The sequence below is a fragment of the Streptomyces sp. NPDC048434 genome (assembly GCF_043200375.1).
In the GTDB taxonomy this organism is placed as follows: Bacteria; Actinomycetota; Actinomycetes; order Streptomycetales; family Streptomycetaceae; genus Streptomyces.
Map to the genome: position 1 here is coordinate 43,779 of NZ_JBICXQ010000024.1, position 26,754 is coordinate 70,532.

Annotated in this window: 22 protein-coding genes; 11 read left to right on the plus strand and 11 right to left on the minus strand. The window is 73.2% G+C overall.

What is annotated here, in order from left to right:
- Positions 1-10: 10 nt before the first annotated feature.
- Positions 11-865 (minus strand): hypothetical protein, encoded by an 855-nt coding sequence (locus ACGFWI_RS26420; RefSeq protein ID WP_393908516.1) that lies wholly within the window; start codon positions 863-865, stop codon positions 11-13.
- 155 nt (positions 866-1,020) lie between these two features.
- Between ACGFWI_RS26420 and ACGFWI_RS26425 the strand changes: the two genes are divergently transcribed.
- Positions 1,021-2,493: a sensor histidine kinase gene (locus tag ACGFWI_RS26425; RefSeq protein ID WP_393908517.1), complete on the plus strand. Its 1,473-nt coding sequence runs from the start codon at positions 1,021-1,023 to the stop codon at positions 2,491-2,493.
- Positions 2,494-3,167: 674 nt separating this feature from the next.
- Here ACGFWI_RS26425 and ACGFWI_RS26430 read toward each other — a convergent pair.
- Complete coding sequence (locus ACGFWI_RS26430; RefSeq protein ID WP_393908518.1) at positions 3,168-4,073, minus strand: DUF3027 domain-containing protein; 906 nt, start codon at positions 4,071-4,073, stop codon at positions 3,168-3,170.
- 430 nt (positions 4,074-4,503) lie between these two features.
- On the opposite strand from ACGFWI_RS26430, the gene ACGFWI_RS26435 reads away from it, so the two are divergent.
- The 4 genes from ACGFWI_RS26435 (at position 4,504) to ACGFWI_RS26450 (ending at position 8,077) form a co-directional block, all read left to right on the plus strand.
- Entirely contained in the window at positions 4,504-5,892 is a 1,389-nt protein-coding gene (locus tag ACGFWI_RS26435) for an MFS transporter (protein ID WP_393908605.1), read from the plus strand.
- A 70-nt stretch (positions 5,893-5,962) separates the two neighbouring features.
- Positions 5,963-6,466, plus strand: a complete 504-nt coding sequence (locus ACGFWI_RS26440) for a hypothetical protein (RefSeq protein ID WP_393908519.1) — start codon at positions 5,963-5,965, stop codon at positions 6,464-6,466.
- Between the two features lie 17 nt (positions 6,467-6,483).
- Entirely contained in the window at positions 6,484-7,215 is a 732-nt protein-coding gene (locus tag ACGFWI_RS26445) for a futalosine hydrolase (protein ID WP_393908520.1), read from the plus strand.
- 10 nt (positions 7,216-7,225) lie between these two features.
- Entirely contained in the window at positions 7,226-8,077 is an 852-nt protein-coding gene (locus tag ACGFWI_RS26450) for a 1,4-dihydroxy-6-naphthoate synthase (protein WP_393908521.1), read from the plus strand.
- 48 nt (positions 8,078-8,125) lie between these two features.
- On the opposite strand, the gene ACGFWI_RS26455 is transcribed toward ACGFWI_RS26450, so the two are convergent.
- Positions 8,126-8,509, minus strand: a complete 384-nt coding sequence (locus tag ACGFWI_RS26455) for a cold-shock protein (RefSeq protein WP_018089689.1) — start codon at positions 8,507-8,509, stop codon at positions 8,126-8,128.
- Positions 8,510-8,737: 228 nt separating this feature from the next.
- On the opposite strand from ACGFWI_RS26455, the gene ACGFWI_RS26460 reads away from it, so the two are divergent.
- Positions 8,738-8,998 carry a hypothetical protein gene (locus tag ACGFWI_RS26460; protein ID WP_393908522.1) on the plus strand — a complete coding sequence of 87 codons (261 nt, stop codon included), beginning with the start codon at positions 8,738-8,740 and terminating at the stop codon, positions 8,996-8,998.
- On the opposite strand, the gene ACGFWI_RS26465 is transcribed toward ACGFWI_RS26460, so the two are convergent.
- Entirely contained in the window at positions 8,953-9,600 is a 648-nt protein-coding gene (locus ACGFWI_RS26465) for an HAD family hydrolase (protein WP_393908523.1), read from the minus strand. The two genes, ACGFWI_RS26460 and ACGFWI_RS26465, sit on opposite strands and share 46 nt — an antisense overlap.
- A 58-nt stretch (positions 9,601-9,658) precedes the next feature.
- A complete protein-coding gene (locus tag ACGFWI_RS26470; protein WP_393908524.1) occupies positions 9,659-10,843 on the minus strand; it encodes a hypothetical protein in 1,185 nt (394 codons plus the stop codon).
- Positions 10,844-11,019: 176 nt separating this feature from the next.
- Between ACGFWI_RS26470 and ACGFWI_RS26475 the strand changes: the two genes are divergently transcribed.
- Positions 11,020-13,569 carry a helicase-associated domain-containing protein gene (locus ACGFWI_RS26475; RefSeq protein WP_393908525.1) on the plus strand — a complete coding sequence of 850 codons (2,550 nt, stop codon included), beginning with the start codon at positions 11,020-11,022 and terminating at the stop codon, positions 13,567-13,569.
- A 229-nt stretch (positions 13,570-13,798) separates the two neighbouring features.
- Positions 13,799-15,451 carry a DNA repair helicase XPB gene (locus ACGFWI_RS26480; RefSeq protein ID WP_393908526.1) on the plus strand — a complete coding sequence of 551 codons (1,653 nt, stop codon included), beginning with the start codon at positions 13,799-13,801 and terminating at the stop codon, positions 15,449-15,451.
- Positions 15,452-15,493: 42 nt separating this feature from the next.
- On the opposite strand, the gene ACGFWI_RS26485 is transcribed toward ACGFWI_RS26480, so the two are convergent.
- On the minus strand, positions 15,494-16,696 hold the full coding sequence (locus ACGFWI_RS26485) for a glycosyltransferase 87 family protein (protein ID WP_393908606.1): 1,203 nt from the start codon (positions 16,694-16,696) through the stop codon (positions 15,494-15,496).
- A 275-nt stretch (positions 16,697-16,971) separates the two neighbouring features.
- Positions 16,972-17,181 carry a hypothetical protein gene (locus ACGFWI_RS26490; protein ID WP_393908527.1) on the minus strand — a complete coding sequence of 70 codons (210 nt, stop codon included), beginning with the start codon at positions 17,179-17,181 and terminating at the stop codon, positions 16,972-16,974.
- 370 nt (positions 17,182-17,551) lie between these two features.
- Between ACGFWI_RS26490 and ACGFWI_RS26495 the strand changes: the two genes are divergently transcribed.
- Positions 17,552-19,807, plus strand: coding sequence for a HelD family protein (locus ACGFWI_RS26495; RefSeq protein ID WP_393908528.1), 2,256 nt, complete (start codon positions 17,552-17,554; stop codon positions 19,805-19,807).
- A gap of 19 nt (positions 19,808-19,826) precedes the next feature.
- Here ACGFWI_RS26495 and ACGFWI_RS26500 read toward each other — a convergent pair whose 3' ends face one another.
- Positions 19,827-21,971: a serine/threonine-protein kinase gene (locus ACGFWI_RS26500; protein WP_393908529.1), complete on the minus strand. Its 2,145-nt coding sequence runs from the start codon at positions 21,969-21,971 to the stop codon at positions 19,827-19,829.
- Between the two features lie 149 nt (positions 21,972-22,120).
- Positions 22,121-22,843, minus strand: a complete 723-nt coding sequence (locus ACGFWI_RS26505; RefSeq protein WP_393908530.1) for a copper homeostasis protein CutC — start codon at positions 22,841-22,843, stop codon at positions 22,121-22,123.
- Positions 22,844-23,192: 349 nt separating this feature from the next.
- Here ACGFWI_RS26505 and ACGFWI_RS26510 point away from each other — a divergent pair, with 349 nt between their 5' ends.
- Together ACGFWI_RS26510 and ACGFWI_RS26515 are read left to right on the plus strand one after the other, a co-directional pair.
- A complete protein-coding gene (locus tag ACGFWI_RS26510; RefSeq protein ID WP_393908531.1) occupies positions 23,193-23,876 on the plus strand; it encodes a hypothetical protein in 684 nt (227 codons plus the stop codon).
- Positions 23,877-24,119: 243 nt separating this feature from the next.
- Positions 24,120-25,475, plus strand: a complete 1,356-nt coding sequence (locus ACGFWI_RS26515) for a Cmx/CmrA family chloramphenicol efflux MFS transporter (protein WP_393908532.1) — start codon at positions 24,120-24,122, stop codon at positions 25,473-25,475.
- A gap of 221 nt (positions 25,476-25,696) precedes the next feature.
- On the opposite strand, the gene ACGFWI_RS26520 is transcribed toward ACGFWI_RS26515, so the two are convergent.
- Together ACGFWI_RS26520 and ACGFWI_RS26525 are read right to left on the minus strand one after the other, a co-directional pair.
- On the minus strand, positions 25,697-26,239 hold the full coding sequence (locus tag ACGFWI_RS26520; RefSeq protein ID WP_393908533.1) for a pyridoxamine 5'-phosphate oxidase family protein: 543 nt from the start codon (positions 26,237-26,239) through the stop codon (positions 25,697-25,699).
- A 193-nt stretch (positions 26,240-26,432) separates the two neighbouring features.
- Complete coding sequence (locus tag ACGFWI_RS26525; protein WP_393908534.1) at positions 26,433-26,708, minus strand: DUF4031 domain-containing protein; 276 nt, start codon at positions 26,706-26,708, stop codon at positions 26,433-26,435.
- Positions 26,709-26,754 lie beyond the last annotated feature (46 nt).

A 26,754-nucleotide genomic window follows, 5' to 3' on the forward strand; every position in this document is an offset into this window, starting at 1 on the left:
GGACACTCTGTCAGGCTGATCGCTCAGCACCCAACACTATGCCGTACCACCAGCCTTCGATGCGACGGTATAGCTCCGCGCTTTGCGAAACGCGGATCATGAGGCAGCCGTGGTAGTCCTCTTCGACGTTCTTGCGGACGGTCTTGGGGTTGTGCTTCTTGAGAGTGGTCTTGCCGAAGGCTGACGGGTCGGCGCCCGTCAGATCCGCCCAGAACCGCTCCGCGGCCCCTATGTCGGCGGACTCGTGGATGTGTACATGGAACCGCAGCCGCTCACTGCTCACGCCCAGCAGGCGGAGCCATGCGAGGTAGACACGGATCATGTCGGGGTCGCTGTTGATGAAGGTGGCACGTTCGCTGAGGCGGTACGGCTTGCTCTTGCTGCCCTCTGACCAGTACAGGCCGACGCCGATCAGGAACAGTTCCCGGTCGGTGAGTTCGCCGATTTCGCTCGTCGCGTGCTGCTTCGTTTGCCGCCGCTCCTCGTCACGCCGCTTGAGTGTGGCCTCCCAGCCGCGCCGGGCGATGGCCGAGGCCTCCTCGGGGGTGCGCGGCGCCGGCTTCGGCAGGTCCCGTACCCACAGGGAGATCGAACTCTTCGAGCAGCCCAGTTCGACCTGGATCTCGTCGTAGGTCCTGCCTTCCTTCCGCAGGGCGCGGGCCCGCTCGCGGAGGTCGTCCTTGGCATTCGGACGGCGGGTCCGGTCGGGGACGGGTGCGCCTTCGAGGAGGCGGTTGAGGATGTCGTTGTTGTGGACGTGGAGGCGGTCGCGGATCTGGCGGCGGCTGAGGCCGGCGCGGCGCAGGGCGACGGCCTGGGGGCGTAACGCCTCGTAGTCGGGGTGGTCCCGACGGGTGTTCGGCATGGGAACAGAGTGCCGTGCTCATGCCTGCGGAAGAGGCGAAAATGTGGGCGATTCAACAGTTCGAGGGATAACCAGTGGTAAGGGCTGGTAATGGGTCTGGTCTGTGACCGTATTGGGGCGGGGGATCAAGGGCGGGCGCCCGTAGGCTGGGCGGTATGACCGCGACGGGGGCAAGTGAAGGTGTGGGCGCGCGGGGTGCGCCGGTGGATGGGCCGTGGTGGTGGGCCCGGCGGCGGAGTGCGGTGCTGGATGTGTTTCTGGCGGCGGCTTCCGCATTGGAGTGCGTGTGGGAGGGCACCAATTTCGCGCACGAGGCGCAGCTGCCCGAACTACTGGGGATATTGCTCGGCCTGCTGGCGGGGCCGGTGCTGCTGGTGCGCCGGCGGTGGCCCGTGGTGGTGGTGCTGGTCTCGATCGCGGTGATGCCCGCGGAGATGGGCGGGCTGCTGAGCGTGGTGGGGCTGTACACGCTCGCCGCGTCGGATGTGCCGCGCCGGATCACGGCGTTGCTGGCGGGCATGACAGTGGTGGGGACGCTGGTGACGACGTTCCTCAGCTTGCGGGAGGACGTGGCGGCGCAGCAGGACTTCCGTCCGCCGATGTGGTTCGTTCCGCTGATGGCGCTTGCGGTGGGGCTGGTGCTGACGGCCCCGCCGGTGCTGTGGGGGTTGTACATCGCGGCCCGGCGGCGGCTCGTGGAGAGCCTGCGGGAGCGGGCGGACGGTCTGGAGCGTGAGCTGTCGCTGCTGGCGGACCGGGCCGAGGAGCGGGCCGAGTGGGCCCGTAATGAGGAGCGGACCCGGATCGCGCGGGAGATGCACGATGTGGTCGCGCACCGGGTGAGTCTGATGGTGGTGCATGCGGCCGCGCTCCAGGCGGTGGCGTTGAAGGACCCGGAGAAGGCGTCGAAGAACGCGGGGCTGGTCGGCGACATGGGACGCCAGGCGCTGACGGAGCTGCGGGAGATGCTGGGGGTGTTGCGTACGGCCGAGGGGGCGGCGGGGCGTGGCGCCGCGGCGTCGGGTGCGCCGGAGCGGCTGGCGGCGGTGGCCTCGCAGGCCGGGGCGAAGGCGACGGTGCAGGCGCGGCCGTCGGAGCCGTCCGCGGACGGGGCTTCGGCGGGGTCCTCGCCGGCCGGTCGCTCCGTTTCCGCGGCGGCGGTGTCGGAGCCCGGGGTGGGGGACGCGGATTCCGAGGGGCCGTGTCTGACGGAGCTGGCGGATCTGGTGGGACAGTCCCGGGCGGCCGGGATGGTGGTCGAGCTGATGGTGGACGGGGCCGCTGAACAGGAGACGGCAGCCGAGGCCGGGCGCCGGTATGCGCCGCGGGTGGAGCGGACCGTGTACCGCGTGGTCCAGGAGGCGCTCACGAATGTGCACAAGCATGCGCCGGGCGCCCGCGCGCGGGTGCGGCTGGCGCATCGGGACGGCGAGCTCGCCGTCCAGGTGGAGAACGGCCCCTGCGACGGCGGCGCGGCCGATGCGGGCCTGCCGAGCGGCGGCAACGGCCTGGTGGGAATGCGGGAGCGAGTGACAGCCCTCGGCGGCGTGTTCGTCTCGGGCCCGACGGAGGCCGGAGGCTTCCGTGTCTCGGCCGTGCTTCCCGCACCTCGGACGTCGCCGGCCTGATCCCGCCGCACCGAGCGGACAGTGTCGGCTGTGCGGGCCGTGTGGGCCGTGCCCTGAGCCTGGCTCTTGGCCGATCACGCCCGCCGCGCTGGACCTGCCCGGCCTGAACCCACCCCCACTGGGCGGGTATCGCCGTATCGGGCGTGAGGTGGTGGCCCAGCCTGTCCTGACCCCTTCTCTCTCACCGGGCACCTGCGGCCGTCCCAGGCGTCAGGTGGCCGGTGAGGCCTGCCCGTCCTGAATCCCCTTCCCCCACCGGGCGGGTGTCGCCGTACTGGGCGTGAGGTGGTGGACCTGCCTGCCCTGAATCTTCTCCCCACCTGGAGGGTGTCGTCGTACCAAGCGGAGGTATCGGGCCCGCCCGTCCTGAACGCTCCACCCCCACCGGGCGGGCGACGCCGTACCGGACGTGAGGTGGTGGGCCGGAGGGGGTGGGTGTGCGGACGTAAAGCGCAGCAGTCCGCACACCCACCCCCGGAGGCCCGCCACCGGCACCCACCACGGACAGCAAGCGGCCCCCGCCCAACCACCACCCTCGCCGGAGGCGACACCCGGCCCCCGCCCAACCACCACCCCCGCCGGAGGCGACCCCGCCGGAGGCGACCCCGCCGGAGGCGAACAACGAAAGGCGAAACGACGCCGCAGAAAACCAGTGGGGCCAGGGGCCCAGGCCCCTAGCTGTGGCCGAGCTCCTCGGCGGGCCCGGTCTCCTCGACCGACCCCCCATCCCGCTCCGGACGCAGCGACAACGGCTCGACCACCGTCTCGTCGACAACCGGCGCGGCCGGCCGCGGCGGTTTCGGCATGACGGCGGCCTCGGAGTGCGCACCGCACCCGTACGCGAGGGAGACGACCCGCCCGTCCGCCGGGGAGAACTCATTGGCGCAGACACCGAAGGCCTGGCCCAGGGAGCCGGGGAGCGGGGTGAGGAAGCCGCAGGTCGCGCAGGTGGCGGGGGCCGCTTGGGCCATGGGGGTCTTGGCTCCGAAGGCATCTTCCCAGCGGTCGGCGGCGGAGTGCAGGCCGTAGCGGGACAGCACCCGGGCCCGGCGCATGCCCAGCTCCTCGGCGACCGCCGCGATGCTGCCGCGCTCGGGGGCGGGCTGGATGGCGGGCGACCCCGGGACGACGTCCGCCTCCTCGGAGTCGGCGACGTCGGCGGCCATGCCCTCGGCTACCGGGGAGTTCGGCGGCGGGGCGTCCTCGCCGGTGAAACCGGGCTCCAGACGCAGGTCATCGGCCTCGGTGGGCAGCAGATCGCCGGGGCCCATGTCGCCGGGTCGCAGCCGCTCGCTCCACGGCACCCACTCCGGTGCGAGCAGCGCGTCGGGGCCGGGCAGCAGGACCGTCTCGTCGAGCGTGACGATCTTGGCGCGGGAGGCCCTGGCGATCGTCACGGCCCAGCGCCAGCCCCGGTAGCCGGCTTCGTTGCAGGCGAAGAGGTGGGTGACTACGCGGTCCCCGTCGGCCACCGCATCGAGGTGCTCGCCGACCATGCCGGGCAGTGCGGCCTCCTCCGCCGCCTCCCGGGCAAGGTCGACCGCCTCGGCGCACAGGCGGTCAGGGGTACGGCTTCGCATCGCAGCACTCACAAGAATCGATTCTCTCTTCTACGCCGTCTCACGAGTGCGCCAGCCGTAGCTGTCCTTGTCCTGTCCGGACGACCGGCGGTACCGGGGCGGGCGGAGCGGACCAGGGGACCGCGTCGACGTCCGCGCCCGGTCGTTTCGGTCGAGCGCACCTCTTACGTCCCATTCTGCGGGATCGCGAGGAGGCACGCGGCCAAAAACGACCGCCGGTGGCGCGCTACACACGCTACCCCTTCAACGGTGTACGACCCCTCGGTGGGAGGGCAAATGTCAGCGGCAGCGACTGCGGGCCGCTGCGCCTCGCGCGGGAGCGCGGAGAAAGTGCCCTCTCCTGGGCGAGTTGGGGCACTATGACCAGGTGGCTGCCGCAAGGGCGTCGAAGGTGTCGAGGGTGTCCAGGACCTCAGGGAAGTCGTCACAGGTGTCGCGCGCCTCGACGCGAGGCGGGTATGGGGACAACCGGGCCCGCCGGGCGGGCCGGGTCGTCGGCCGTGCGCTGCACAGACCGTTCACCGGCGCGGCGCGGGGGCTGCGGCGTGCCACGCATGCACACGGCGCGGGCGAGTCGGGTCTGGGCAAGCTGATCGAGCTGCATGCGGTGAACTCCGCCGGCGACGTAATGATCACCATCGCGCTGGCCTCGACGGTGTTCTTCGCGGTGCCGACGGACCAGGCGCGCGGCCGGGTGGCGCTGTATCTGGCGGTGACGATGGCGCCGTTTGCCCTGCTCGCGCCGGTGATCGGGCCGCTGCTGGACCGGGTGCCGCACGGCCGCCGGGCGGCGATGGCGGGCGCGATGCTGGCGCGGGCGGTGCTGGCGCTGACGATGTCGGGGGCGGTGGCGACCGGCGGGCTGCAGCTGTATCCGGCGGCGCTGGGGGTGCTGGTGGCGTCGAAGGCGTACGGCGTGGTCCGCAGCGCGGTGGTGCCGCGGCTGCTGCCACCGCGGATTTCGCTGGTCAAGGCCAACTCGCGGGTGACGCTCGCGGGGCTGCTGGCGACCGGGGTGGCGGCGCCGATGGGTGCCGGGCTGCAGCTGCTCGGGCCGGGGTGGCCGCTGTACGGGGCGTGTGTGGTGTTCGCCGCCGGGACCTTCCTGTCGTTCTCCCTGCCACACAAGGTCGACTCCGCGAAGGGCGAGCGCCGGGCCCGGCTGGCGTCCCGGGAGGCGTCGGCCCGGTCGGCGGGCGGACAGCGGAAGCCGGGGCTGCGTACGGTCGGGCCGTCGGTGCTGCACGGTCTGCAGGCCAATGCCTGTCTGCGGGCGCTCTCCGGGTTCCTGACGTTCTTCCTGGCGTTCATGCTGCGCGAGCATCCGCTGGGCGGGCTGGGCGCGGCGGCCTCGCTGGGGCTGGTGGTGGTGGCGGCCGGTACCGGAAACGCGCTGGGGACGGCGGTCGGCGCCTGGCTGAAGGCCCGCGGGCCGGAGCCGATCATCGCGGCGATGCTGGGGCTGGCGCTGTGCGCGACGGTGCTGGCGGCGGTGTTCTACCCGGTGATGGCGGTGGTCGTGGTGCCCGCGGCGGCGGCCACGGCGGGGCTGTGCCAGGCGCTGGCGAAGCTGTCGCTGGACGCGATGATCCAGCGCGATGTGCCGGAGGAGGTGCGCACCTCCGCGTTCGCCCGGTCCGAGACGGCGCTGCAGATGTCGTGGGTGGTGGGCGGCGCGATCGGCATTTGTCTGCCGCTGATCGGCACGGTGGGGATGGCGGTGGCCTCCGGACTGGTGGCACTGGGCGTGGTGCTGGCCGTACGCGGACTGCTGGGCGCGGCCCGGCGGGGCGGTACATCGACCCCCCGGGTGGCCTGACACCCGACGGGCAACGCGGCACGCCGTACCCGGGCGTGGTGTGAGCCGGGGCGCCAGATAGCCTGCCCGTATGACCGTTGCGTTGATCTCCTGGGGCAAGGGCCGCCGTGCCGCTGCCGCCATCGGTGCCGTGTCCCTGGGTCTCCTCACCCTCTCCGCCTGCGAGAAGCCGACGTCGCTCGCGACCGTGACCGTCGGTTCGACGGCGGTGCAGGCCGAGGCGACCCCCGGCTGCGACGGCGACGGCAAGGTTCTCTCCAAGAAGGCCGTCACCGCCTGCATCACCAAGAAGGGCGGCAAGACGATCACCGTCCACCCCGGCGAGAAGGTGCGCGTCGGCGTCGACCCGGAGGTCGCCAAGTCCGGCTGGATCGTCATCGGCGCCGGCCCGGTCATGCGCGAGCCCAGCAAGCAGACGTACCGCAGCTTCGACGCGGACACCCTGTTCATGCAGCAGAACCCGCAGACCGGCCAGACCTCCTACTCCAAGGACGTCACCCTCCAGGTCGCGGAGCTGAGCGGCAGCGACGGTCCCAAGACCCTGTGGCACTTCACCCTGAAGCAGAAGGACTAGGGCGGGAGGGCCGGCCGATGCGGGTCCTGGTCGTCACGGCGGTGGCCGCCGAGCGCGACGCGGTGGCTGCCGCGGCGGGGCCCTGCGACGAGACGGCACTGCCCGGCGGGTACGCGCTGCGCCGTGCGGCGGGTGCGCCGGTGGCGCTCGATGTGCTGGCCGCCGGTGTCGGTCCGGCCGCCGCGGCCGCCGGCACGGCCACCGCGCTGACCGCCGCCACACTCGCCGGAGCGCCGTACGACCTGGTCGTCTCGGCCGGTATCGGCGGCGGCTTCGCACCCGGCGCACCGCTGGGCTCCGTGGTGGTCGCTGACGCGATCGTCGCGGCCGACCTGGGCGCCGAAACCCCCGACGGCTTCACCCCGGTCACCGAACTCGGCTTCGGGACGGTGGCGCACCGGCCCGACCCTGCGCTGGTCAAGGCCGTCGCCGCGGCGGCCGGTGCGGCGGCAGGCACCGTCGTGACCGTCTCCACGGTCACCGGCAGCGCGGCCCGCACCGCCGAGCTGGCGGCGCGTCACCCGGGCGTGCTGGCCGAGGCGATGGAGGGCTTCGGGGTCGCCGAGGCGGCCGCCGCACACGGTGTGCCGGTGCTGGAGATCCGTACGGTCTCCAACGCCGTCGGCCCCCGCGACCGCGGCGCCTGGCGGATCGGCGCCGCGCTCACCGCCCTGACCGGTGCCTTCCGTACGCTTCCCGGAGCCCTGACGGCCGCCACCGGACCGGCTCCGGAACCGCACCATCCCTGAGGAGGACCCCGTGACCCGGCCGCTGAACATCGCGTACTCGCCGTGCCCGAACGACACCTTCGTCTTCGATGCGCTGGCGCACGGCCGCGTCCCGGACGCGCCGGAGCTGGCGGTCACCTTCGCCGATATCGACCTCACCAACGGCATGGCCGAGCGCGGTGAGTTCGATGTGCTGAAGGTGTCGTACGCGGTGCTGCCGTGGGTGCTCAAGGACTATGCGCTGCTGCCCTGCGGCGGGGCACTGGGGCGCGGCTGCGGGCCGCTGGTGCTGACCAGGGAGCAGGGCCCGGCGGCGGATCTGGCGGGCAAGACGGTCGCGGTGCCCAGTGAGCGGTCCACCGCGTATCTGCTGTTCCGGCTGTGGGCGGCGGCCGAGGTGCCGGGCGGGGTCGGGGAGATCGTGGTGCTGCCGTTCCACGAGATCATGCCGGCCGTACGCGACGGCAAGGTCGATGCGGGCCTGGTCATTCACGAGGCGCGCTTCACGTACCAGAACTACGGCCTGGTGTGCCTGGCCGACATGGGCGAGCACTGGGAGCTCACCACCGGCCTGCCGATCCCGCTCGGCGCGATCATCGCCAAGCGGTCGCTGGGTGAACGGGCGTTGCGCGACCTCGCGGCGGCGGTCCGCAGCTCCGTGCTGATGGCCTGGGACGATCCCGAGGCCTCCCGGCCGTACGTCCTGGAGCACGCCCAGGAGATGGATCCGAGGGTCGCCGACCAGCACATCGGGCTGTACGTCAACGAGTTCACCGCCGACCTCGGCGAGGACGGCTATGCCGCGGTGCGCGGGCTGCTCACCCGCGCCGCGGCCGAGGGGCTGGTTCCGCCCCTCGGCCGCGATGCGTTGAGTTTCGTATGAGGTGTGCCGCGTGTGACGGCTGTTGCGGCCGCCCACGGGCAGGCGTGCTCAGACGTCCAGTTGGTCGGCGACGGCGCGCAGCATGCCGGCGATCTTCGCGCCGTGCACCTTGTCCGGGTAGCGGCCGCGCTCCAGTTGCTGGGTGACGTTCTCCAGGAGCGTGGTCAGGTCCTGGACGATCGAGGCGAGTTCATCGGGCTTGCGGCGTTGCGCCGCGGCCACCGAGGGTGCGGGGTCGAGGAGCGTCACGGTCAGCGCCTGGTCGCCGCGCTGGCCCGCGACGACGCCGAATTCGACGCGCTGGCCAGGCTTGAGTGCGGCTACGCCGTCGGGCAGCACCGACGAGTGCACGAAGACGTCACCGCCGTCATCGCGGGAGAGAAAGCCGAAGCCCTTCTCACTGTTGAACCACTTGACCTTGCCGGTAGGCACGTCTGTCCTCGTCCTCGTACTCGTTGGAAAAAACTTGGGCCGGGTCTACTGCGGAAACTGCGGGCTGGGGGGTCTCCCGCCCGGCGGAGCCGAGAGCGGAAGAGGGGCTGGAGAGCAGTGCAGCGGGCCGCAGGACCCGCCGTCACCAAGGCTAATGGTCCCAAGGCCGGTGACAAGACGCCGCCGGGTGGATCCTCAGTGCTTCTGGCCCGGACTTACCCTGGTCAGGTGTCTGACGAAACTCCCCAGGCCGGGGATCTGCTGGTCCGAATCGGCGCGATCATGTTCCTAGTTGGCGCAGCGGCCACTCTCGCCACGGTGACGCCGCTGTTCCTCGGGACCGAACCGCTGCCGTCCGTCTTCTACTGGCTGTGCATGCTGATGGGGCTCGGTTTCCTCATCGCCGCAGCCGGAGTGATCCGTTCCGCCACCGCTCGGCGCCCTCAGGTGGCGGCGCCGTCGCCCCCGTCCGCGCCCTCCGCCACATAGCGCTCCAGCCAGGACGGAAACTCCGTCAGGTCCGCGAGCACCACCTCGGCACCGGCGTTGCGCAACTCCGTGGCATCGCACGGGCCGGTGGCGACCGCGACGGACAGCGCGCCCGCGGTGTGCGCCCCCACGACGTCACCGAGGTGATCGCCGACGTAGACCTGGGCGTGGTGCTTGCGCAGCGCCTCGGCCTTGCCCTCCGCCCACAGGGTGCCGCAGAGGGCGTCCACGTCGAGGCCGAGGTGTTCCAGGTGCAGCTTGGCGTTGGGCTCGTACTTCGCCGTCACCACGATCACCCGGCCGCCCGCCGCATGCACCGCGGCAAGGGCCTCGCGGGCGCCGGGCAGGGCGGGCGACGCCGCGACCGCGTACTCCGGATACAGCTCGCGGTAGAGGCCGGCGATCTCCGCCACCCGCTCCTCGGGGAACCACTGGCCGATCTCCTGCTCCAGCGGGGGCCCCAGCCGGGTCACCGCGAGGTCGGCGTCGACGAAGGTGCCGGTCCTGGCCGAGAGCTCCTGATACGCGGCCTTGATACCGGGGCGGGAGTCGATCAGCGTCATGTCGAGGTCGAAGCCGACCGTGAGGGAGTGCGCAGCCATGCCTGCCATTGTGCCTGCGGCGGCATCCCCGGCCGGAAAGGCCCCTGACCCCGCCCCCTCACCGCGGCACCCGCCGCATCCGCCACACCAGGAACAGCGCCGAGGCGACCGCCGCCGCCCGCACCACTCCGGGCAGCCCGTCGAGCATCTCCTGCCCCAGCCGCCCCTGCGCGATCGGCTCGCCCCAGCGCCCGTCGAACCGGCCCCACAGCCACACCACCAGAGCGCCGACGACGGTCCCCGGCACGCCGAGCGCCGCGAACTTGGCCTCGGCCCGGCTCAGCCGCCGCGATACGTAGGCGAGCCCCCAGCCGCCCGCGAGCGCGAGCCACGACCCCAGCGCCGCACCGGCCACCAGCAGGACCACGGCCAGCGCCAGCACCGGGCTGAGCGGCGCCCGGACCGGCGCCGCCACGATGTCCTCCCCGGCTTCGGCCGCGGGCGCCGCCCCGGCCCCGCGCCGCCGGCCGAGCGCCCGCCGGACCAGCCGTCGCAGCGGACGTGCCGCCGGCGCCGCGCCGTCCTCCTCGGCGCCCGGCTCCTCGTCCTCCTCGGCGCCATCCTTCTTCAACGAGAGGGGGTCGCTCTTCGGCCGGTCCCATATCTCCGGGATCTCGATCCCGCCGACGAACCCCGGCACGGTCTCCCCCGGCCCGAACGGCGCCGGCTCCACCCGCCACCAGTCGGGCGCGTCACCGGCGTCGCCCAGTTCGTCCGAGCCGGCCAGATGCGGCGGCAGACCGACGGACGGCGCGGTGTCCGGCCCCCCGTCGCGCGGGGCGGGCACCGTGCCGTGCGGGGCGTCCTTGCCGTTCGCGGGCGGCTTGCCCGTCAGCCCGCCGCGCCAGGCGAGACCGGTGAGCTTCTCGCGCGCGGCGGTCCACGGGCGTGGTGGCTCAGCGGGCTGCGACGGCTGCGCGGGCGACCGGCCGACCGGCACGGCGGGCCCCGCTTCGGGGGCACTCCCGGCATCCGGCCCCTGCCGCGTCGCCGGGCCGCCCCAGGAAGCCCCCGGCACCCGGTCGTCCGTGCTCCCCGCGGCCGCGACCACCGCCTCCGGTGTCCCCAGCCGCGCCAGCAGCCGCTTCACACCGGATACCGAATCTGCTTGCTGTCCGTCTATTTCCGCCCGGAGCCCGGTGACCAGCCGCATCCGCGTGGCGGCGGGCAGTCCCCGCTGCTGGGCCAGGTCGCCCACCCGGCTCAGATAGTCATAGACGAGCTGATCGCTCTCGATCCCCACGAAATCCCCTGCGGCGTCCGCTGGTTGCTGCCCCGACGGTACCCCTTCGGCCGGCCGCCGGGCCGGAGGCCGCGGGGGTCGGGGCGGGGTGGCGCAGGCGTGGCGCGGCGGCGCTCCGTGGACGGCATGCCGCCGCTCGGTCCCCCGTCCCGCCCCACCCCGCTAACGTAGGACGAATGACCGGTACACCCCGCACCCTCGCCGAGGAGCTCAGGACCCGCGCCGACAGCGGGCTGATCGGGCTGCTGCGGGCACGGCCCGACCTGCTCAATCCGGTGCCGGGCGATGTCACCCAGCTCGCCACCCGGGCCGGGACGCGGGCGTCGGTCGTCCGCGCGGTGGAGCGGCTCGACCGGTTCGTGCTGCAGGCCGCCGAGGCGCTGGCGGTGGCGCCCGACCCGTGCCCGTACGACACGCTGGGTGCGCTGATGGCCGGGGACGCCGGGGACGCGGCGGTCGCCGCGGAGCTGCCCCGGGCGGTGGCGGAGCTGCGGGCGCAGGCGCTGGTGTGGGGCCCGGACGACCGGCTGCGGCTGGTGCGTACGGCCCGTGAGCTGCTCAGCCCCAGCGCCACGCATCCGTCGCCGACCGGCCTGGGCCCGACCGTCGCCGAGGCCATGTCCGGTATGTCGCCGGGGCGGCTGCAGGACATCCTCGCCGCGGCCGGGCTGCCCGCCACCCACGATCCGGTCACCGCGGCGGCCGCGCTCACCGGGCTCTTCTCCGACCGCGTCCGGATGGCGGCGCTGCTCGACACCGCGCCCGCCGAGTCCGTCGCCGTCCTCGACAAGCTGCTGTGGGGGCCGCCGTACGGCGGGGTCACCGAGCGGCCGGCCCCGCATCTGCTGTGGCTGCTGGACCGGGGCCTGCTGATCCCGGCGGGCGCCCGCAATGTCGTACTGCCGCGGGAAGCGGCGCTCCATCTGCGCGCCGGGCGCGCACATCACACCCCCGAGCCGGTCCCGCCCGCGCTCTCCCCCACCACGGAACGCGATCCACAGCTTGTGGACAACGCCGCCGCAAGCCAGGCGTTCACCGCGCTGGCGACCGTCGAGGAGCTGCTCAAGGAGTGGGACCTGGGCGGTCCTGCCGTCCTGCGCGCCGGCGGTATGAGCGTGCGCGACCTCAAGCGGACCGCCGCCGCCCTGGACACCACCGAGCCGCTCGCCGCCTTCTGGCTCGAACTCGCCTACGCGGCCGGGCTGATCGCCTCCGACGGCGAGGCCGACGAGCGGTTCGCGGCCACACCGGCCGCCGAGGAGTGGCTGCAGCTGCCCGACCACGAGCGCTGGGCCCAGCTGGCGGCCGGCTGGCTCTCCGCGACCCGCACCCCGGGTGTCGTCGGCACCGCCGACGCCAAGGGCCGCGCACTGGCCGCCCTCGGCCCGCACCTCGACCGCTCCCCGGCCCCCGAGGTCCGCCGCCGCGCCCTCGCCCTCCTCGCCACCCTGCCGTCCGGCGCCTCCGTACCGGCGACGGCGGTCCTGTCCCGGCTGCGGTGGGAGCGTCCGCTGCGCAGCGGCGCTGCCGCCGGCCAGGTTCCGGCACCGGCCGCGGGCCGGGCGCCGGCCGCCGTCGACGGCGCCGCACACCTGCCCGGCCCGGCCGGTTCCGCTTCCGCGCCCGGCGACGACCTCCGCTCGCGCCTCGCCCAAGGGACCCTGACCGAGGCCGAGTTGCTGGGCGTGACCGGCCGTGGCGCACTCTCCGCCCACGGCCGCGCCCTCATCGACAGCTCCTCGCAGGCCGCCGCTGCCCCCACCCCCGGGGACACCGACGCCGCCGCGACCCGCGCCGCCGCCCTCCTCGCCCCGCTGCTCCCCGCACCCGTCGACCACGTCCTCCTCCAGGCGGACCTGACCGCCGTCGCCCCCGGGCCGCTGCACCGCCCGCTCGCCGAGGCGCTCGGCGTACTCGCCGACATCGAGTCCAAGGGCGGCGCGACGGTCTACCGCTTCACCCCCTCCTCCGTACGCCGTGCCCTGGACGCCGGACGCTCCGCCGCCGAGCTGCAGGAATTCCTCACCACCCACTCCCGCACCCCGGTCCCCCAGCCACTCGCCTACCTCATCGACGATGTGGCCCGTAAGCACGGCCGGCTGCGGATCGGCGCGGCCACCGCCTACGTCCGCTGTGACGACGACGCGCTGCTCTCCGAGATCCTCGCCGACCGCCGCGCCGCGCCCCTGCGGCTGCGCCGGCTCGCCCCGACCGTGCTCGCCGCCCAGACCTCCCCCGACCAACTCCTCGACGGGCTCCGGGCGATGGGCTACGCCCCGGCCGCCGAGTCCGCCGCCGGTGACGTGCTGATCGCCCGCGCCGACACCCACCGCACCCCGCCGCGCACCGCGCCCGCCCCGGTGCCGGACGGCCCGCCGTCCCCCGACCCCACCCTGCTCGCCGCGGCGGTCCGTGCCATCCGGGCCGGCGACCTCGCCGCCACCGCGGAACGCAAGCCCGTCCACGCTCCCGCTCCGGCCCCCGGCGCCCTCCCCCGCACCACCTCGTCCGAGACCCTCGCCACCATGCAGGCCGCGGTCCTGACCCACTCCGCCCTGTGGATCGGCTACGTCAACGCCGACGGTGCCGCCAGCCAGCGCGTCATCGCGCCCGTACGCGTCGAAGGCGGCTTTGTGACGGCCTACGACCACACCTCCGACGAGGTCCGTACCTACCCGCTGCACCGGATCACGGGTGTGGCGGAGCTGGCGGACGACTCGGTCTGAGAAGCGGGCCGGTGCGGGGCGCCGCTGCCGACCCGGCCGCCGTTGATGCCGGCCGGCGCTCCCCCCTTGTCGCACAAGGGTCCGCCGTCCATCGCTGACGACCGCCGCGGCAATGCGGCACACTGGACGTTTGGCCGTATGTGCGGTCGATGTCTGCGGTCGTGATCAACGGTCGAGGTCTGCGGCCGGTCCCCGGCGACCGCCGGCCGGGAAGCGAAAGGCGAGGCGCGTGAACGGACCCCTCATCGTCCAGAGCGACAAGACGCTGCTGCTGGAGGTGGACCATGAGCTGGCGGACGCCTGCCGGCGGGCCATCGCGCCCTTTGCCGAGCTGGAGCGGGCGCCGGAGCACATCCATACCTACCGGGTGACGCCGCTCGGACTGTGGAACGCGCGGGCGGCCGGGCACGACGCCGAGCAGGTCGTCGACGCGCTGGTGCAGTTCTCGCGGTATCCGGTGCCGCATGCGCTGCTCGTCGACATCGCCGAGACGATGTCGCGCTACGGACGCCTCACGCTCGCCAAGCACCCCACACACGGGCTGGTGCTGACCACCACCGACCGCCCGGTGCTGGAGGAGATCCTCCGGTCGAAGAAGGTGCAGCCGCTGGTCGGCGCGCGGCTGGACCCGGATTCCGTCGTGGTGCACCCGTCGGAGCGCGGGCAGATCAAGCAGCTACTGCTCAAGCTGGGCTGGCCGGCCGAGGACCTGGCCGGCTATGTCGACGGGGAGGCGCACCCGATCGCGCTGGACGAGACCGGCTGGGCGCTGCGGCCGTACCAGCAGCAGGCGGTCGAGGGCTTCTGGCACGGCGGCTCGGGTGTGGTCGTGCTGCCGTGCGGCGCGGGAAAGACGCTGGTCGGGGCGGGCGCGATGGCGCAGGCCCAGGCGACCACGCTGATCCTGGTGACGAATACGGTCTCGGCCCGGCAGTGGAAGCACGAGCTGGTGAAGCGGACCTCGCTGACCGAGGACGAGATCGGCGAGTACAGCGGGACGAAGAAGGAGATCCGGCCGGTCACCATCGCCACGTACCAGGTACTGACGACCAAGCGGAAGGGCGTCTACCCCCACCTGGAGCTGTTCGACTCCCGGGACTGGGGTCTGGTCATCTACGACGAGGTGCATCTGCTGCCCGCACCGGTCTTCAAGTTCACCGCCGATCTGCAGGCGCGGCGGCGGCTGGGGCTGACCGCGACGCTGGTGCGCGAGGACGGCCGGGAGTCGGACGTCTTCTCGCTCATCGGGCCCAAGCGCTTCGACGCGCCCTGGAAGGAGATCGAGGCACAGGGGTACATCGCCCCCGCGGACTGTGTCGAGGTCCGGGTCAATCTGACCGACTCGGAGCGGCTGGCGTATGCGACGGCCGAGACCGAGGAGAAGTACCGCTTCTGTGCGACCACCGCCAGCAAGCAGAAGGTGACCGAGGCGCTGGTCCGCCGGCACCAGGGCGAGCAGACGCTGGTCATCGGGCAGTACATCGACCAGCTGGACGAGCTGGGCGAGCATCTGGACGCGCCGGTGATCAAGGGCGAGACCACCAATGCGCAGCGCGAGAAGCTCTTCGGCGCCTTCCGGGAGGGCGAGATCTCGGTGCTCGTCGTCTCCAAGGTCGCGAACTTCTCCATCGACCTTCCGGAGGCCACGGTCGCGATCCAGGTGTCCGGCACCTTCGGCTCGCGCCAGGAGGAGGCCCAGCGGCTGGGCCGGGTGCTGCGCCCCAAGGCGGACGGGCACGAGGCGCGGTTCTACTCCGTCGTCGCGCGCGACACCATCGACCAGGACTTCGCGGCACACCGCCAGCGCTTCCTGGCCGAGCAGGGCTATGCGTACCGCATCGTGGATGCGGATGAGCTGCTGGCGGCGGACGAGGACGTCTGAGCCGGCGCCCCCGGCGGACGTCGCCGCCCGGCGGGTCCCGGCTCAGACCGCCCGGGACCGGCTGGGCAGCTCCTGCTCGGCGCGCGGCGTCGGCACCCGGCCGCCCGGGGCGCCGGCGGGGCCGGGCGCGCCGGCGGGCTGCCGCGTCCACCGGACCACGGCCGCCAGCAGGGCGAGACCGAGCAGCGGATACGGGGCCGCGAACGGCTGCTGCCACCACGAGAAGTGCAGGTCGAGATCGCCGGAGTGCGGGACGATCCACATCGTGCGGGCGGTGAAGGCGAGGGTGACGGCGGCCAGCAGCGCCCTGCGCCACGGGCTGCGCCGGGTGTGGGCGGCGAGCGCGACCAGCAGCGGCACACACCAGACCCAGTGGTGGGACCAGCTGATCGGCGAGACCAGCAGCGCCGTGACGGCCGTACACAGCACACCCCAGCCGTCCAGGCCGCGCCGCAGATACACCCGGCGGGCGGCGTAGAGCCCGGCCGCGGCGGTCAGCAGCGCGGGCACCGCCCAGAGGAGGCCGGGCTCGGGGTTGTGCAGCACGCGGGTGATCAGGCCCTGGAGGGACTGGTTGTCGATGATCCAGACCTTGCCGACCCGGCCGGTCTCGAACATCCGCCGTGTCCAGAATTCGATGCTCGCGGTGGGCAGAACCAGCCAGCCCAGCAGTACCGAGGCCAGAAACCCGCCGAGGACCGTGAAGGCGGCCTTCACCCGGCCGGTGACGAGGAGATGGACGCCGAAGATCGCGGGTGTGAGTTTGATGCCCGCCGCGATGCCGGTGGCGAACCCCTTGAAGCGGGCGCCGTCCGGACGGGAGAGGTCCCACAGGACCAGGCAGGTCAGGACGAGGTTGACCTGCCCGAAGACAAAGGTCTGGAAGACCGGCTCCAGCCAGAGGCCGAGCGCGGTGGCGGCGAGGATGACGGGCGCGGCGCACGCGGCCCTGCGCAGACCGGCGGCCTTGCAGGAGAGGTGGATCAGCAGCGCGAGGAGGGCCGCGTTGACGAGCACACCGACGACTTTGAGGGTGCCGAGCGAGAGCCAGGTGGTCGGTATGAAGAGCACGGCCGCGAAGGGCGGATAGGTGGCCGGAAGTGCCCACTTGGTGACCGTGAAGCCGTAGAGATCGCCGCCGCCCGAGGCCGCCTGGCCCTCGGCGCGGTAGACCGCCAGATCGGACATCGGCAGCGGCTGCACCTCGTACAGCAACCACAGTCCGGCAAGTGACGCCATGAGCAGCGCCGCTGCGAGCACCAAGCGGCGGGGGCGGGCGAGGCCCTGCCCCCAGGTCCGTCTCCACGTCCGCGTCCCGTCGGCAGACACCCGTTGTCCCCTCCCCGTCGCCCTGAGTGCGCTCTCCGCGGCGACGCTAGTGGATCGGGGCCGACGGGCCGTAACGGTTTCCGGTCATCCGGATGGCGAGGCGGGGACCGCGGAATCGGGCATCGTGGCAGGCGCGGGTGGGGTGAGACATGCGTGAACTCGGGCTCCCGTGGAGTCGGGCGTCCGTGGGATCAGTCGTCCGCGTACTCGCCCATGACGACGACGCTGAAGGCGGCCGTGGCGAAGACCTTGATCGCGTGGAGTGCGTTGCCCACGAAATAGCGGTGCTCGTGGCCGGCCGCCACACCGCGCCCTGGGTCCTCGCAGAGGGCCGTGGCGCCCTCGACCGGGTGGAGGGAGATGGGGTGGACAGAACCTGGGGGAATCGCTGCGCTGCTCATGTCTCCATGATGAAATTCACGCGATTGCAGCACATCGGTCCATAGGTCCATCCCTGAGCTGCCGGACGTCCATCTCCAGACCCATCCCGCCCCTACGGGAGGTCTACGGCGCTCTCAGGGTCCGTCGGGCCCGGAAGGACCGCCGCAGGCCGCCGGAAATCCGTTGGCGCCCTCCTGAGCTGCTGACTACAATCGCGCGTCTGCCTGCCTCCCGTTGAGGAGTGCCGCCGACCGGTCGGAAACCGGACGGTCCTTCGCTTCACGCCGCTGACCCGCGCCTCGCACGACCTGCGCCACGTACCGACACCGGCCCGCCGCGCCCGCTCGTCCTGGCACGCCCGCCGAAGTACCCGCCACCGGAGGCAACGCCGTGCCCTCGCACGCCCACCCGTCACCCGACCGCCACCCCTCATCGACGGCGCTACGCGCCGAAAGCTCTCCCCCGTCACCCGACCGCCACCCCTCCACCACAGCACCACACGCCAGGACCGACCACCCCGGCAAGTCCCCCGCCCCGGCCGGGGCCGGGACGAGCTCGGACCCCCTCCAGCGCGAGAAGTCGCATCTGGCCGCCTCCCGGGCGGCCCTGCGTGCCATGCGCGAGGACGCCGAGGCGCTGAATATCGCCGATGTCACCGCGAACTGGGTCAACGCCGAGGTCCTCCAGGGCGAGATCGACGCCCGGATCAAGGCGCTCGCCGACCTCTCCCACACCCCGCTCTTCTTCGGCCGCCTCGACTATCTCCACGCCCCCGGCCTCGACCTCGCCGAAGGCGCATCACGACGGGCGACGCAAAGCGCCTCCGGCGAGGGTGATGGTGCGCGACGCGAGGGCGAGAACTTCTATATCGGCCGGCGGCATGTCCACGACGCCGACGGCGACCCCATGGTCATCGACTGGCGCGCGCCCGTCTCCCAGCCGTTCTACCGGGCCTCCAAGAAGGACCCGATGGACCTCAGGCTGCGCCGCCGTTTCGGTTACACGGCCGGTGAGTTGACCGCGTACGAGGACGAGCACCTCTCCGACCCCGCGGAGGCGGAACGGACCAGCCGGCTCCTGCAGTCCGAGATCGAGCGCCCGCGCGTCGGCCCCATGCGGGACATCGTCGCCACGATCCAGCCGGAGCAGGACGAGATCGTGCGCGCCGGCATCGGCGGCTCGGTCTGCGTGCAGGGTGCGCCGGGCACCGGTAAGACGGCCGTCGGGCTGCACCGGGTCGCGTATCTGCTGTACGCGCACCGCGAGCGGCTGGCCCGCTCCGGCACCCTCGTCATCGGCCCGAACCGCTCGTTCCTGCACTACATCGAGCAGGTGCTGCCGGCCCTCGGCGAGCTGGAGGTCAAGCAGGCCACGGTCGACGACCTGGTCGGCCATGTGGACGTACGCGGCACGGACGAGACGGCCGCCGCGACGGTCAAGGGCGACGCCCGCATGGCAACGGTGCTGCGGCGTGCGGTGCGCTCGCACATCACCATGCCGCAGGAGCCCTGCATGGTCGTCCGCGGCTCCCGCCGCTGGCGCGTACCGGCGTACGAAATCGAAGAGCTGGTACGGGAGTTGATGGACCGGAACATCCGCTACGGAGCCGCCCGCGAGGCGTTGCCGCAGCGGATCGCGCACGCCGTGCTGGTCCGGATGGAGCAGGCGGGCGAGGCCCCGGACGACCGGGTGCAGGACGCGGTGGCCCGAAACCCCGCAGTGAAGGCCGCGGTCAAGGCGGTCTGGCCGCCGGTCGACCCGGCAAAGCTGGTGCTGCGGCTGCTGGGCGACGCGGAGTTCCTGGCCGAGCAGTCCGAGGGGGTCCTGACGGCCGAGGAGCGGAAGACCATCCTGTGGACCAAGCCGGCCCGTAGCGTGAAGAGCGCCAAGTGGTCGTCCGCGGACGCGGTGTTGATCGACGAGGCGATGGACCTGGTCGCGCGCACCCACTCCCTCGGCCATGTGGTCCTCGACGAGGCGCAGGACCTCTCCCCCATGCAGTACCGCGCGGTCGGCCGCCGCTGCACGACGGGCTCCGCGACCATCCTCGGCGACATCGCCCAGGGCACCACCCCCTGGGCGACCGACACCTGGGAGGAGGCGCTGACCCACCTGGGCAAGCCCGGCTCCACCGTCGAGGAGCTCACCCAGGGCTTCCGAGTACCGCGCGAGGTCATCGCCTACGCGTCCCGGCTGCTGCCCGCCATCGCCCCCGACCTGACGGAGGCCACCTCCATCCGCGAGTCGGCGGGCGACTTCGAGATCCGTACGGTCGAACCGGCGGATCTGACCACCGCCACCCTCGCGGCCTGCGACGATGCGCTGACGAAGGAGGGCTCGGTCGGCCTGATCGCCGCGGAGGCCCATATTCCGACGCTGCGCACGGCTCTGGAGGCGGCCGGCGTGACCTGCCTCGCTCCCGGCGAGGAGACCTCGGCCGAGGCCCGGCTGACGCTGGTGCCCGCCACGCTCGCCAAGGGACTGGAGTACGACTACGTCGTCCTGGACGAGCCGGCCGCGATCGTCGACGGCGAACCCGACGAACGGACCGGCCTGCGCCGCCTGTACGTCTGCCTGACCCGGGCGGTGTCCGGCCTGACGGTGGTCCATGCGGCGGCGCTGCCGGAACAGCTGGCCGGCCGCTGAGGACCGGCCACCGGGGGCGTCAGGCGACCTTGGCGCAGATCATGGTCCGGCCGTCGTAGACGTTCCACGAGTAGCGGTAGCGGCCCGGCTCCCCCGGGCAGGCATTCGTGCCCGCCGACGACGGCAGAAGGGCCGTGACCTGCATGATGTAGCTGAACTCCCGGGGGACCTGGCCGGCGCTGCAGTTCCACGCGGTGAGGAGGTTCGCCGGGCCGGGCCGGCCGCCCGCCGACTTGGCCAGGAAGCACTGGCCCGTCCGGAACTGCCGCTCCACACACAGGTTGGTGAACGCGTAGTCCAACCCCGTGTGCCACCAGCTGCCGCGTCCGCCGCCGGACGCGCAGCCGCCCCCGCTCCGGGTCACCTGCAGCACCCGCAGATAGGCGTTGGCCGCACCACAGCCGACCTGCTGCGGTGCCGGACGGCTCCAACTGCCGTAGCCGTTCTGGTAGGCGTCGAGGCAGTCACCGGTCCGTACGGAAGCAAAGGCCTGGTCGGCCGCGCTGGGGGTGCGGGATGCGGCGGTCGTGGGCGCCGAAGCCGTCCCGCCGCTCGTATACGTGCCGCTCGTGGGCGCGGAACCGGTCCCCCCGCTGGTGTACGTACCGCTCGTCGGCGCGGAACCGGTCCCGCCGCTCGTATACGTACCGCTCGATGCGCTGCTAGATGTGCCGCTGCTGGTCGAGCCGGCGGTGTCGCTGCCGTCCCAGGGCTTCCAGATGAAGACCACGAACGCGATGACCGCGATCACCGCCCAGAAGCAGCCGGATGAGGAACCGGATGAGGAACCGGCGCTCTGCGAAGCGGACGGGGACGGAGACGAGGTCGGAGTCGGGGACGGGGTGCTCGCACCGGTCTTCGGGCCGGCGGACGGCCGCGGCGAGGAGGCCGTGCCCGCCTGCCCCGAGGCCCGTGCCCGCTGCTCGCGCCGCTCCCGCCGCTCCTGTTCGGCGCGCTGTTGCCGCTCCCGCTCCTTGCGTTCGCGGCGCTGCTTCTTCTCGTTCTCGGCGGTCGCCCGTGCCCTGGCCGCCGCCCGGCTGCGGTTCTCCGCCTCCTTGTGCTCCCGGGCCTCGCGCGCCGTGCGCTCCCGCTCGGCGCGGTCCCGCTCTTCCTGCTCCTTGCGCGCGGCGCGCGCTGCCTCTTCCTGCCGCGCGGCCCGCTCCTGGGTGTAGACGCGGGTGGGCCCCGGCGGCGGCACCTGCCGCGTCCGCTCGTCCGCCGTCGGCCCCGCCGCGCCCTCCCCGCCCCCGTCCTCGCGTAACGCCCGCCCCTGGGCCTCGTACGCCTCGATCAGTGCGGTCCACCGCGGCGGCAGCCAGCGCTCGCCGCGCTGCGACGTAGGTGCCCGGTCGAGTTCCTCCAGGAACTGCCGCAGGACGTCGGCGGGTTGGGGCCGGTCGTCCGGGTCGGCGGCCAGACAGGGGCGGATCAGCGGGGCGAGTTCCTTGGGCAGCCCCGTCAGGTCGAGGGCGCCGCGCTGTACGAGGGTCAGCAGCCGGATCGTGTCCACGGTGTCGGGGTAGGGCGGGCGGCCGACGGCGAGGTGGAAGAGCGTGGCGCCCAGCGAGTACACATCGGACGCCGTGGTTGACGGCTCGGCGCGCGCCTGCTCCGGCGAGGTGAAGGCGATGGTCCCCAGCGTCAGCGAGGTGCGGGTGATGTCGTTGGCGTGCGAGATGCCGAAGTCGATCAGGCGGGGCCCGGCCAGGGGCAGCAGGATGTTCTGGGGTTTGACGTCCCGGTGGACGATGCCCGCGTCGTGCAGGATCACCAGGGCCTGCGCGGTGCCCGCCGCGATCCAGCGCACCGCCGAGCCCGGCAGCCGCCCCTCGCTGCGGACGAGCTCGGACAGCGCGGGTGCCGGTATGTACTCGATGGCCATCCAGGGCTGCTCGGCGTCCGGGTCGGCACCGCGCACCCGGGCCGTGAACGCGCTGTCGATCCGCCGGGCCAGCGTCACCTCGCGAGCGAACCGCCGCCGGTCGGTATCGCTGACGAGGCCCTCGGCCAGCAGCGTTTTAACCGCCGCGAGCGAGCCGTCCACCGTGGACCGCGCCAGATAGATCCGCCCCATACCGCCCGAGCCGAGTCGCCCCAGTAGCCGGTAGACGCCGAGCCGCTGCGGATCATCGCCACCGAGCGGCTTCATTCCGATGCCGGTCATGCCGTGCCACCCTCCCCCTGGTCCCACCGCCGTGACACCTGTCAAACAGTGGCACGGCGACGGGAGTTGAGGAAGCGGGCGAGCGGGGAGCCCGAGGGCGCGAGTGGCCCGTCCGGCGCACCGGCGGCCCGGCCCCGCCGGGCGACGGCTCAGGCCCGCTGCGCGACGGGCTGGTCCAACGCCTCCCGCCACGCCCGCACCGCCGCCGCATCCACCGGTGCCGACCAGCCGGCGGGCCGGGCGGCGCCCCCGATGTGGAACGCGTCGAGGCCGGCCGCGCGCAGCGCCGGCAGCTGACCGAGCCCGAGCCCGCCGCCGACCAGGATCCGCGGCTCATAGCCGGGTTCGCCCGCTGCCGCACGGGCCCGCTCGGCCAGCAGCGTCGGCATCCCCGCGTCGACGCCCTGCGCGGCACCGGCCGTCAGATAGGTGTCGAGCCCCGCGGTGCCGGGCGCCCCCGCCAGCTCCTTGCGCAGCGCGTCCCGGTCAGCGGCCCGGTCGATGGCCCGGTGAAAGGTCCACCGGCAGCCGTCGATCACCTCGGCCAGCGCCGCCACCGCATCGAGATCCGGCCGCCCGTCCGGCGTCAGAAATCCGAGGACGAACTCCTCGGCACCCTCCGCCCGCAGCGCCGCGGCCTCCTCGCACAGCGCCGCCACGTCACCGGCCGCGAAGCCGTCGGCGGCCCGCAGCATCACCCGCAGCGGAAGGCCGACGGCCGCCCGGATCGCCGCGAACGTGGCCCGGGGCGGGGTGAGCCCGTCGGCCGCCATGTCCGTGACCAGCTCCAGGCGGTCGGCCCCGCCGGCCTGGGCGGCGACCGCGTCCTGCGGGCCGAGCGCGATCACCTCCAGCAGCGCGCGCTTGCTCATATGACCCAATCCTTCGATGACGACGTGACGAGACGGACGGACCGCCACAGACAACAGGTCTAGTCCAATATCCCAGACTACGGGCCACCCGGCGCCCCGGAGGCCACCGCACCACCGGCACGACCGGAATCCGCCCATACGCCTTACCCGTACACCTACCCGGATCACCGACCGCCGACCGAGGACGGGGGCTCACCCCGGGGGCCCACGCACACACCCGCCGCCCCTCGGCAGGGGCTCGACCGGCGGGCACGCACGCCCGCCGCCCCCTCCTGCCGCGACCGCCCCGGGCCGGACCGGACCTCGCCCTCCGCCCCGGTTTCCCCGGTGCCCGAGGCACAATGGCGGGATGACCCCCGTGTCCCGTACGGCAGACACCACCGACCCGGCGCCGGAGCTGCGGCAGCGCTGGGCCGTCACCGTCGCCAAGGCCCGCGGCACCAAGAACCCCACGGCACCCGACCCCGCCCCGTACGCGGACAACCTGCTGTCCCGTTGGCGCGAACCGCAACGCCGCTATCACACCGTCGACCATCTGACGGCGGTCCTCTACCGCATCGACGAACTGGCCGGATACGCCGACGACTTGCCCACCGTCCAGTTGGCGGCCTGGTTCCACGACGCCGTCTACCGCCCGGACCGCTCCGAGAACGAGGAGCGCAGCGCGGCCCTCGCCGAACGCGCACTGCCCGAGCTCGGCATCGGCCCGGCCCGCACGGCCGAGGTCGCCCGCCTGGTGCGGCTCACCGTCACCCACGACCCGGCGCCCGACGACCCCGACGGCGAAGTCCTGTGCGACGCCGACCTCGCCGTGCTCGCCGGCTCCCCCGACGAGTACGCGGCCTACGCCGCCGCGGTCCGCGCCGAGTACGGCTTCGTCCCCGACCCCGACTTCCTCGCCGGCCGCTCCGCCGTGCTGTCCCAACTCCTCTCCCTCCCCCGCCTGTTCCGCACCCCCCGCGGCTACGACCGCTGGGAACACCTCGCCCGCCGCAACCTCGCCACGGAGCTGGATCTGCTGCGGGGGGCGTAGGGCTTGTGGGTTGGCTTCGGGGCCGGTGAGACCGGGCGGGGCGGGGTCTCGTGTGTACCGTGCGGCCGGGCGGGGCCGGCGCCTGGCCGAGGGTCTCGTCTGTGCCCGTACGGCGCTGCGGGGCCGGGGCGGGCGGGGCTCGTGGTTGCCGCGGGAGTTCCCGTCCGCGGGGGTCCCCGTCCGCGGCCCGGCGGCACCGTCCGACCGGGAATGTAAGCCGTCCTACCACTGTTAGTAGCTGACATGCCAGCACCGTCCGACCGCGCCCGCCTGCCCATAGCCGTGTACGTCCTCGGCCTGTCTGTCTTCGCTCTCGGCACGTCCGAGTTCATGCTCTCCGGCATCCTCCAGCCGCTCGCCCGCGACCTGCAGGTCTCGATTCCGCAGGCCGGACTCCTGGTCTCCGCCTTCGCGATCGGCATGGTGGTCGGCGCACCGGTGCTCGCCGCCGCGACGCTCCGGCTCCCGCGCCGGACGACCCTGATCGCACTGCTCGCCGCCTTCGGACTGGGCCAGGTAGCGGGCGCCCTGGCCCCCTCGTACGGCGTGCTGTTCGTCTCACGCGTCGTGAGCGCGCTGGCCTGCGCCGGCTTCTGGGCGGTCGGCGCGGCCGTCGCCATCTCTCTCGTACCGGTGACCGCACGGGCCCGCGCGATGGCAGTGATGGTCGGCGGCCTGAGCATCGCCAACATCGCGGGCGTCCCGGCCGGCGCACTGCTCGGGCAGCACGCCGGCTGGCGCGCCGCGTTCTGGGCCGTCGCCGGTCTGTCCGCGATCGGCCTGCTCGGTGTGATCGCGCTGGTGCCGCGTACGGCCGTGCCCACCGGCGACGACCGCCCGCAGCTGCGCCGCGAGCTGACCATCTACAAGGACAAGCAGGTCTGGCTGGCGCTGACCGCCACCGCCCTGAACGGCGCCGCGGTCTTCGCGCTCTTCTCGTACCTCTCGCCGCTGCTGACCGACACCGCCGGCCTGGCCGAGAGCTGGGTGCCGACGGTGCTCGCACTGTTCGGCGTCGGCGCACTGATCGGTACGTTCATCGGCGGCCGGATCGCCGATGCGCACCTCTTCGGGACGCTCTTCGGCGGCATCGCCGCTTCCACGATCGTGCTGGCGGTCCTGGCACTGACCGCGCACAGCGCGGCCGCCGCCGTCGCGCTCTCGCTGATGCTCGGGCTGACCGCGTTCACCACCGCCCCGGCGCTCAACGCCCGGATGTTCAACGTGGCGAACGCCGCGCCGACGCTGGCCGGCGCCACCACCACCGCCGCCTTCAACATCGGCAACACCCTCGGCCCCTGGCTCGGCGGTCTGGCCATCGGCGCAGGCTGGGGCTACCCGTCCGTGGCCTGGACCGGCGCCGCACTGGCCGCGGCCGCCGTCGTCACCACTGCTCTCGCCTTCCGGCTGCACCGCGCAACAAGCCACTCCCGGCTGATCGCCTCCTCGGCGACGACCACCGCCGCACCGGCGACACCCAGGACAGCGGAGACGACGGTGACGGCGGTGACGGCGGTGACGGCAGGGACGGCAGGGACGGCAGGGACGGCGATCACAGCAGAGACGGCAGAGGCCGGGGACACAGCGGGGCGGCACTGAGCCGCGTTAGGGCATAGGGGGCAGGCCCCGGGGGAAGCGCCGGGCACCGGCCGGGGAGAGCGCGGGCGCCACCCGGGAAGGCCTGGGGCACCGCCCAGAGGAGCGGAGGAACCACCCGGGTTCCTCGGGGCACCACCCGGGTTCCTCGGGGCACCACCCGGGGAAGCACCGCGGGCGCCGGCACCATGGCAGCCCCGTCACCCCCGGCCGTCACACGGGCCTCACACCCCGCCCTCGAACCTCCAGCGCGTCTGGCTGTACGTCTCTCCCCGTCCGAACCCGAAGGCCGTGACCGGCTCGACCCGGAAGACCACGGCCCGGTCGGCCTGCCCGTAGAACGCGCCGTCGCGGACATCGAAGTGCCAGTCGCTGCCGTACTTCCCGGCGTACAGATCGGCCAGCCGGCGCAGTGTCGGCTCATCGCTGACCTGCACCGCATCGCCTTCGACGACCACATCGAGCCCCACGTGCAGATCGTTGCCACCGGCGGTCGAGGTCGTCAGCACACAGTGCGCGTTGGTTTCGAGGTTCTTGGCCTTGCGTTCGCCGGGGCCGGTGCAGAAGTGGAGGGCGCCGTCCGACCAGACGGCGAGCAGCGGGGTGACATGCGGCCGGCCGTCAGGCCGGACGGTGGTGAGCCAGAAGATCTCCGCCTCGGTCATACCGCCGACGGCCGCGGGCCATCCGGTCGCCGTGGCGCCCTCACTGCTGTAGTTGGGGTCGAGATCGGTGGCCGGTTCCCGGCCCGGTTCGCTGGCTGACATGACTGTCCCCTTCCGATGCGGCGCACGGTTAGGCCCATCGTGCGGGGGCACGCCATCACGCCGCCGCTACGACGCGCCGCAGCGGGCGCTACGGGCTACGGCACCACGGGGGCGAAGCCGAGGCAACGGGGTGCCGGAGAACCGGGGTGCCGGAGAACCGCGGGCGACGACCTCACAGCCGACGGCGACGGACTCACCTCTGCGGCGCCGGCCGGTTCTTGGGCCGGCGCAACCCCGCGGCCGTCAGCCGGCGCAGCAGTTCCTTGCTGCCGACCTCCACGGCCCCGGCACGCACCGCGTCGCCGTACCGCTCCGCCGGCAGGTCGTAATGGTCGCGCTCGAACGCCCGGCGGGGCGCGCCGATCCCCGCAGCGAAGGCGTGCAGTTCGTCGAAGGAGTGGTCACTGACCAGATGCGACCACATCCGGCCGTGGCCGGGCCAGGTGGGTGGATCGATAAAGATCGCCACGTCAGCCCTCCGGCCGGATCACCGCTTCAGCCCGCCACACCCTCAA

Coding starts and splice junctions, on each gene's coding strand:
- ACGFWI_RS26420 (WP_393908516.1), bottom strand. CDS start 865: ATGCCGAACACCCGTCGGGACCACCCCGACTACGAGGCGTTACGCCCC.
- ACGFWI_RS26425 (WP_393908517.1), top strand. CDS start 1,021: ATGACCGCGACGGGGGCAAGTGAAGGTGTGGGCGCGCGGGGTGCGCCG.
- ACGFWI_RS26430 (WP_393908518.1), bottom strand. CDS start 4,073: ATGCGAAGCCGTACCCCTGACCGCCTGTGCGCCGAGGCGGTCGACCTT.
- ACGFWI_RS26440 (WP_393908519.1), top strand. CDS start 5,963: ATGACCGTTGCGTTGATCTCCTGGGGCAAGGGCCGCCGTGCCGCTGCC.
- ACGFWI_RS26445 (WP_393908520.1), top strand. CDS start 6,484: ATGCGGGTCCTGGTCGTCACGGCGGTGGCCGCCGAGCGCGACGCGGTG.
- ACGFWI_RS26465 (WP_393908523.1), bottom strand. CDS start 9,600: ATGGCTGCGCACTCCCTCACGGTCGGCTTCGACCTCGACATGACGCTG.
- ACGFWI_RS26475 (WP_393908525.1), top strand. CDS start 11,020: ATGACCGGTACACCCCGCACCCTCGCCGAGGAGCTCAGGACCCGCGCC.
- ACGFWI_RS26490 (WP_393908527.1), bottom strand. CDS start 17,181: ATGAGCAGCGCAGCGATTCCCCCAGGTTCTGTCCACCCCATCTCCCTC.
- ACGFWI_RS26500 (WP_393908529.1), bottom strand. CDS start 21,971: ATGACCGGCATCGGAATGAAGCCGCTCGGTGGCGATGATCCGCAGCGG.
- ACGFWI_RS26505 (WP_393908530.1), bottom strand. CDS start 22,843: ATGAGCAAGCGCGCGCTGCTGGAGGTGATCGCGCTCGGCCCGCAGGAC.
- ACGFWI_RS26510 (WP_393908531.1), top strand. CDS start 23,193: ATGACCCCCGTGTCCCGTACGGCAGACACCACCGACCCGGCGCCGGAG.
- ACGFWI_RS26515 (WP_393908532.1), top strand. CDS start 24,120: ATGCCAGCACCGTCCGACCGCGCCCGCCTGCCCATAGCCGTGTACGTC.
- ACGFWI_RS26520 (WP_393908533.1), bottom strand. CDS start 26,239: ATGTCAGCCAGCGAACCGGGCCGGGAACCGGCCACCGATCTCGACCCC.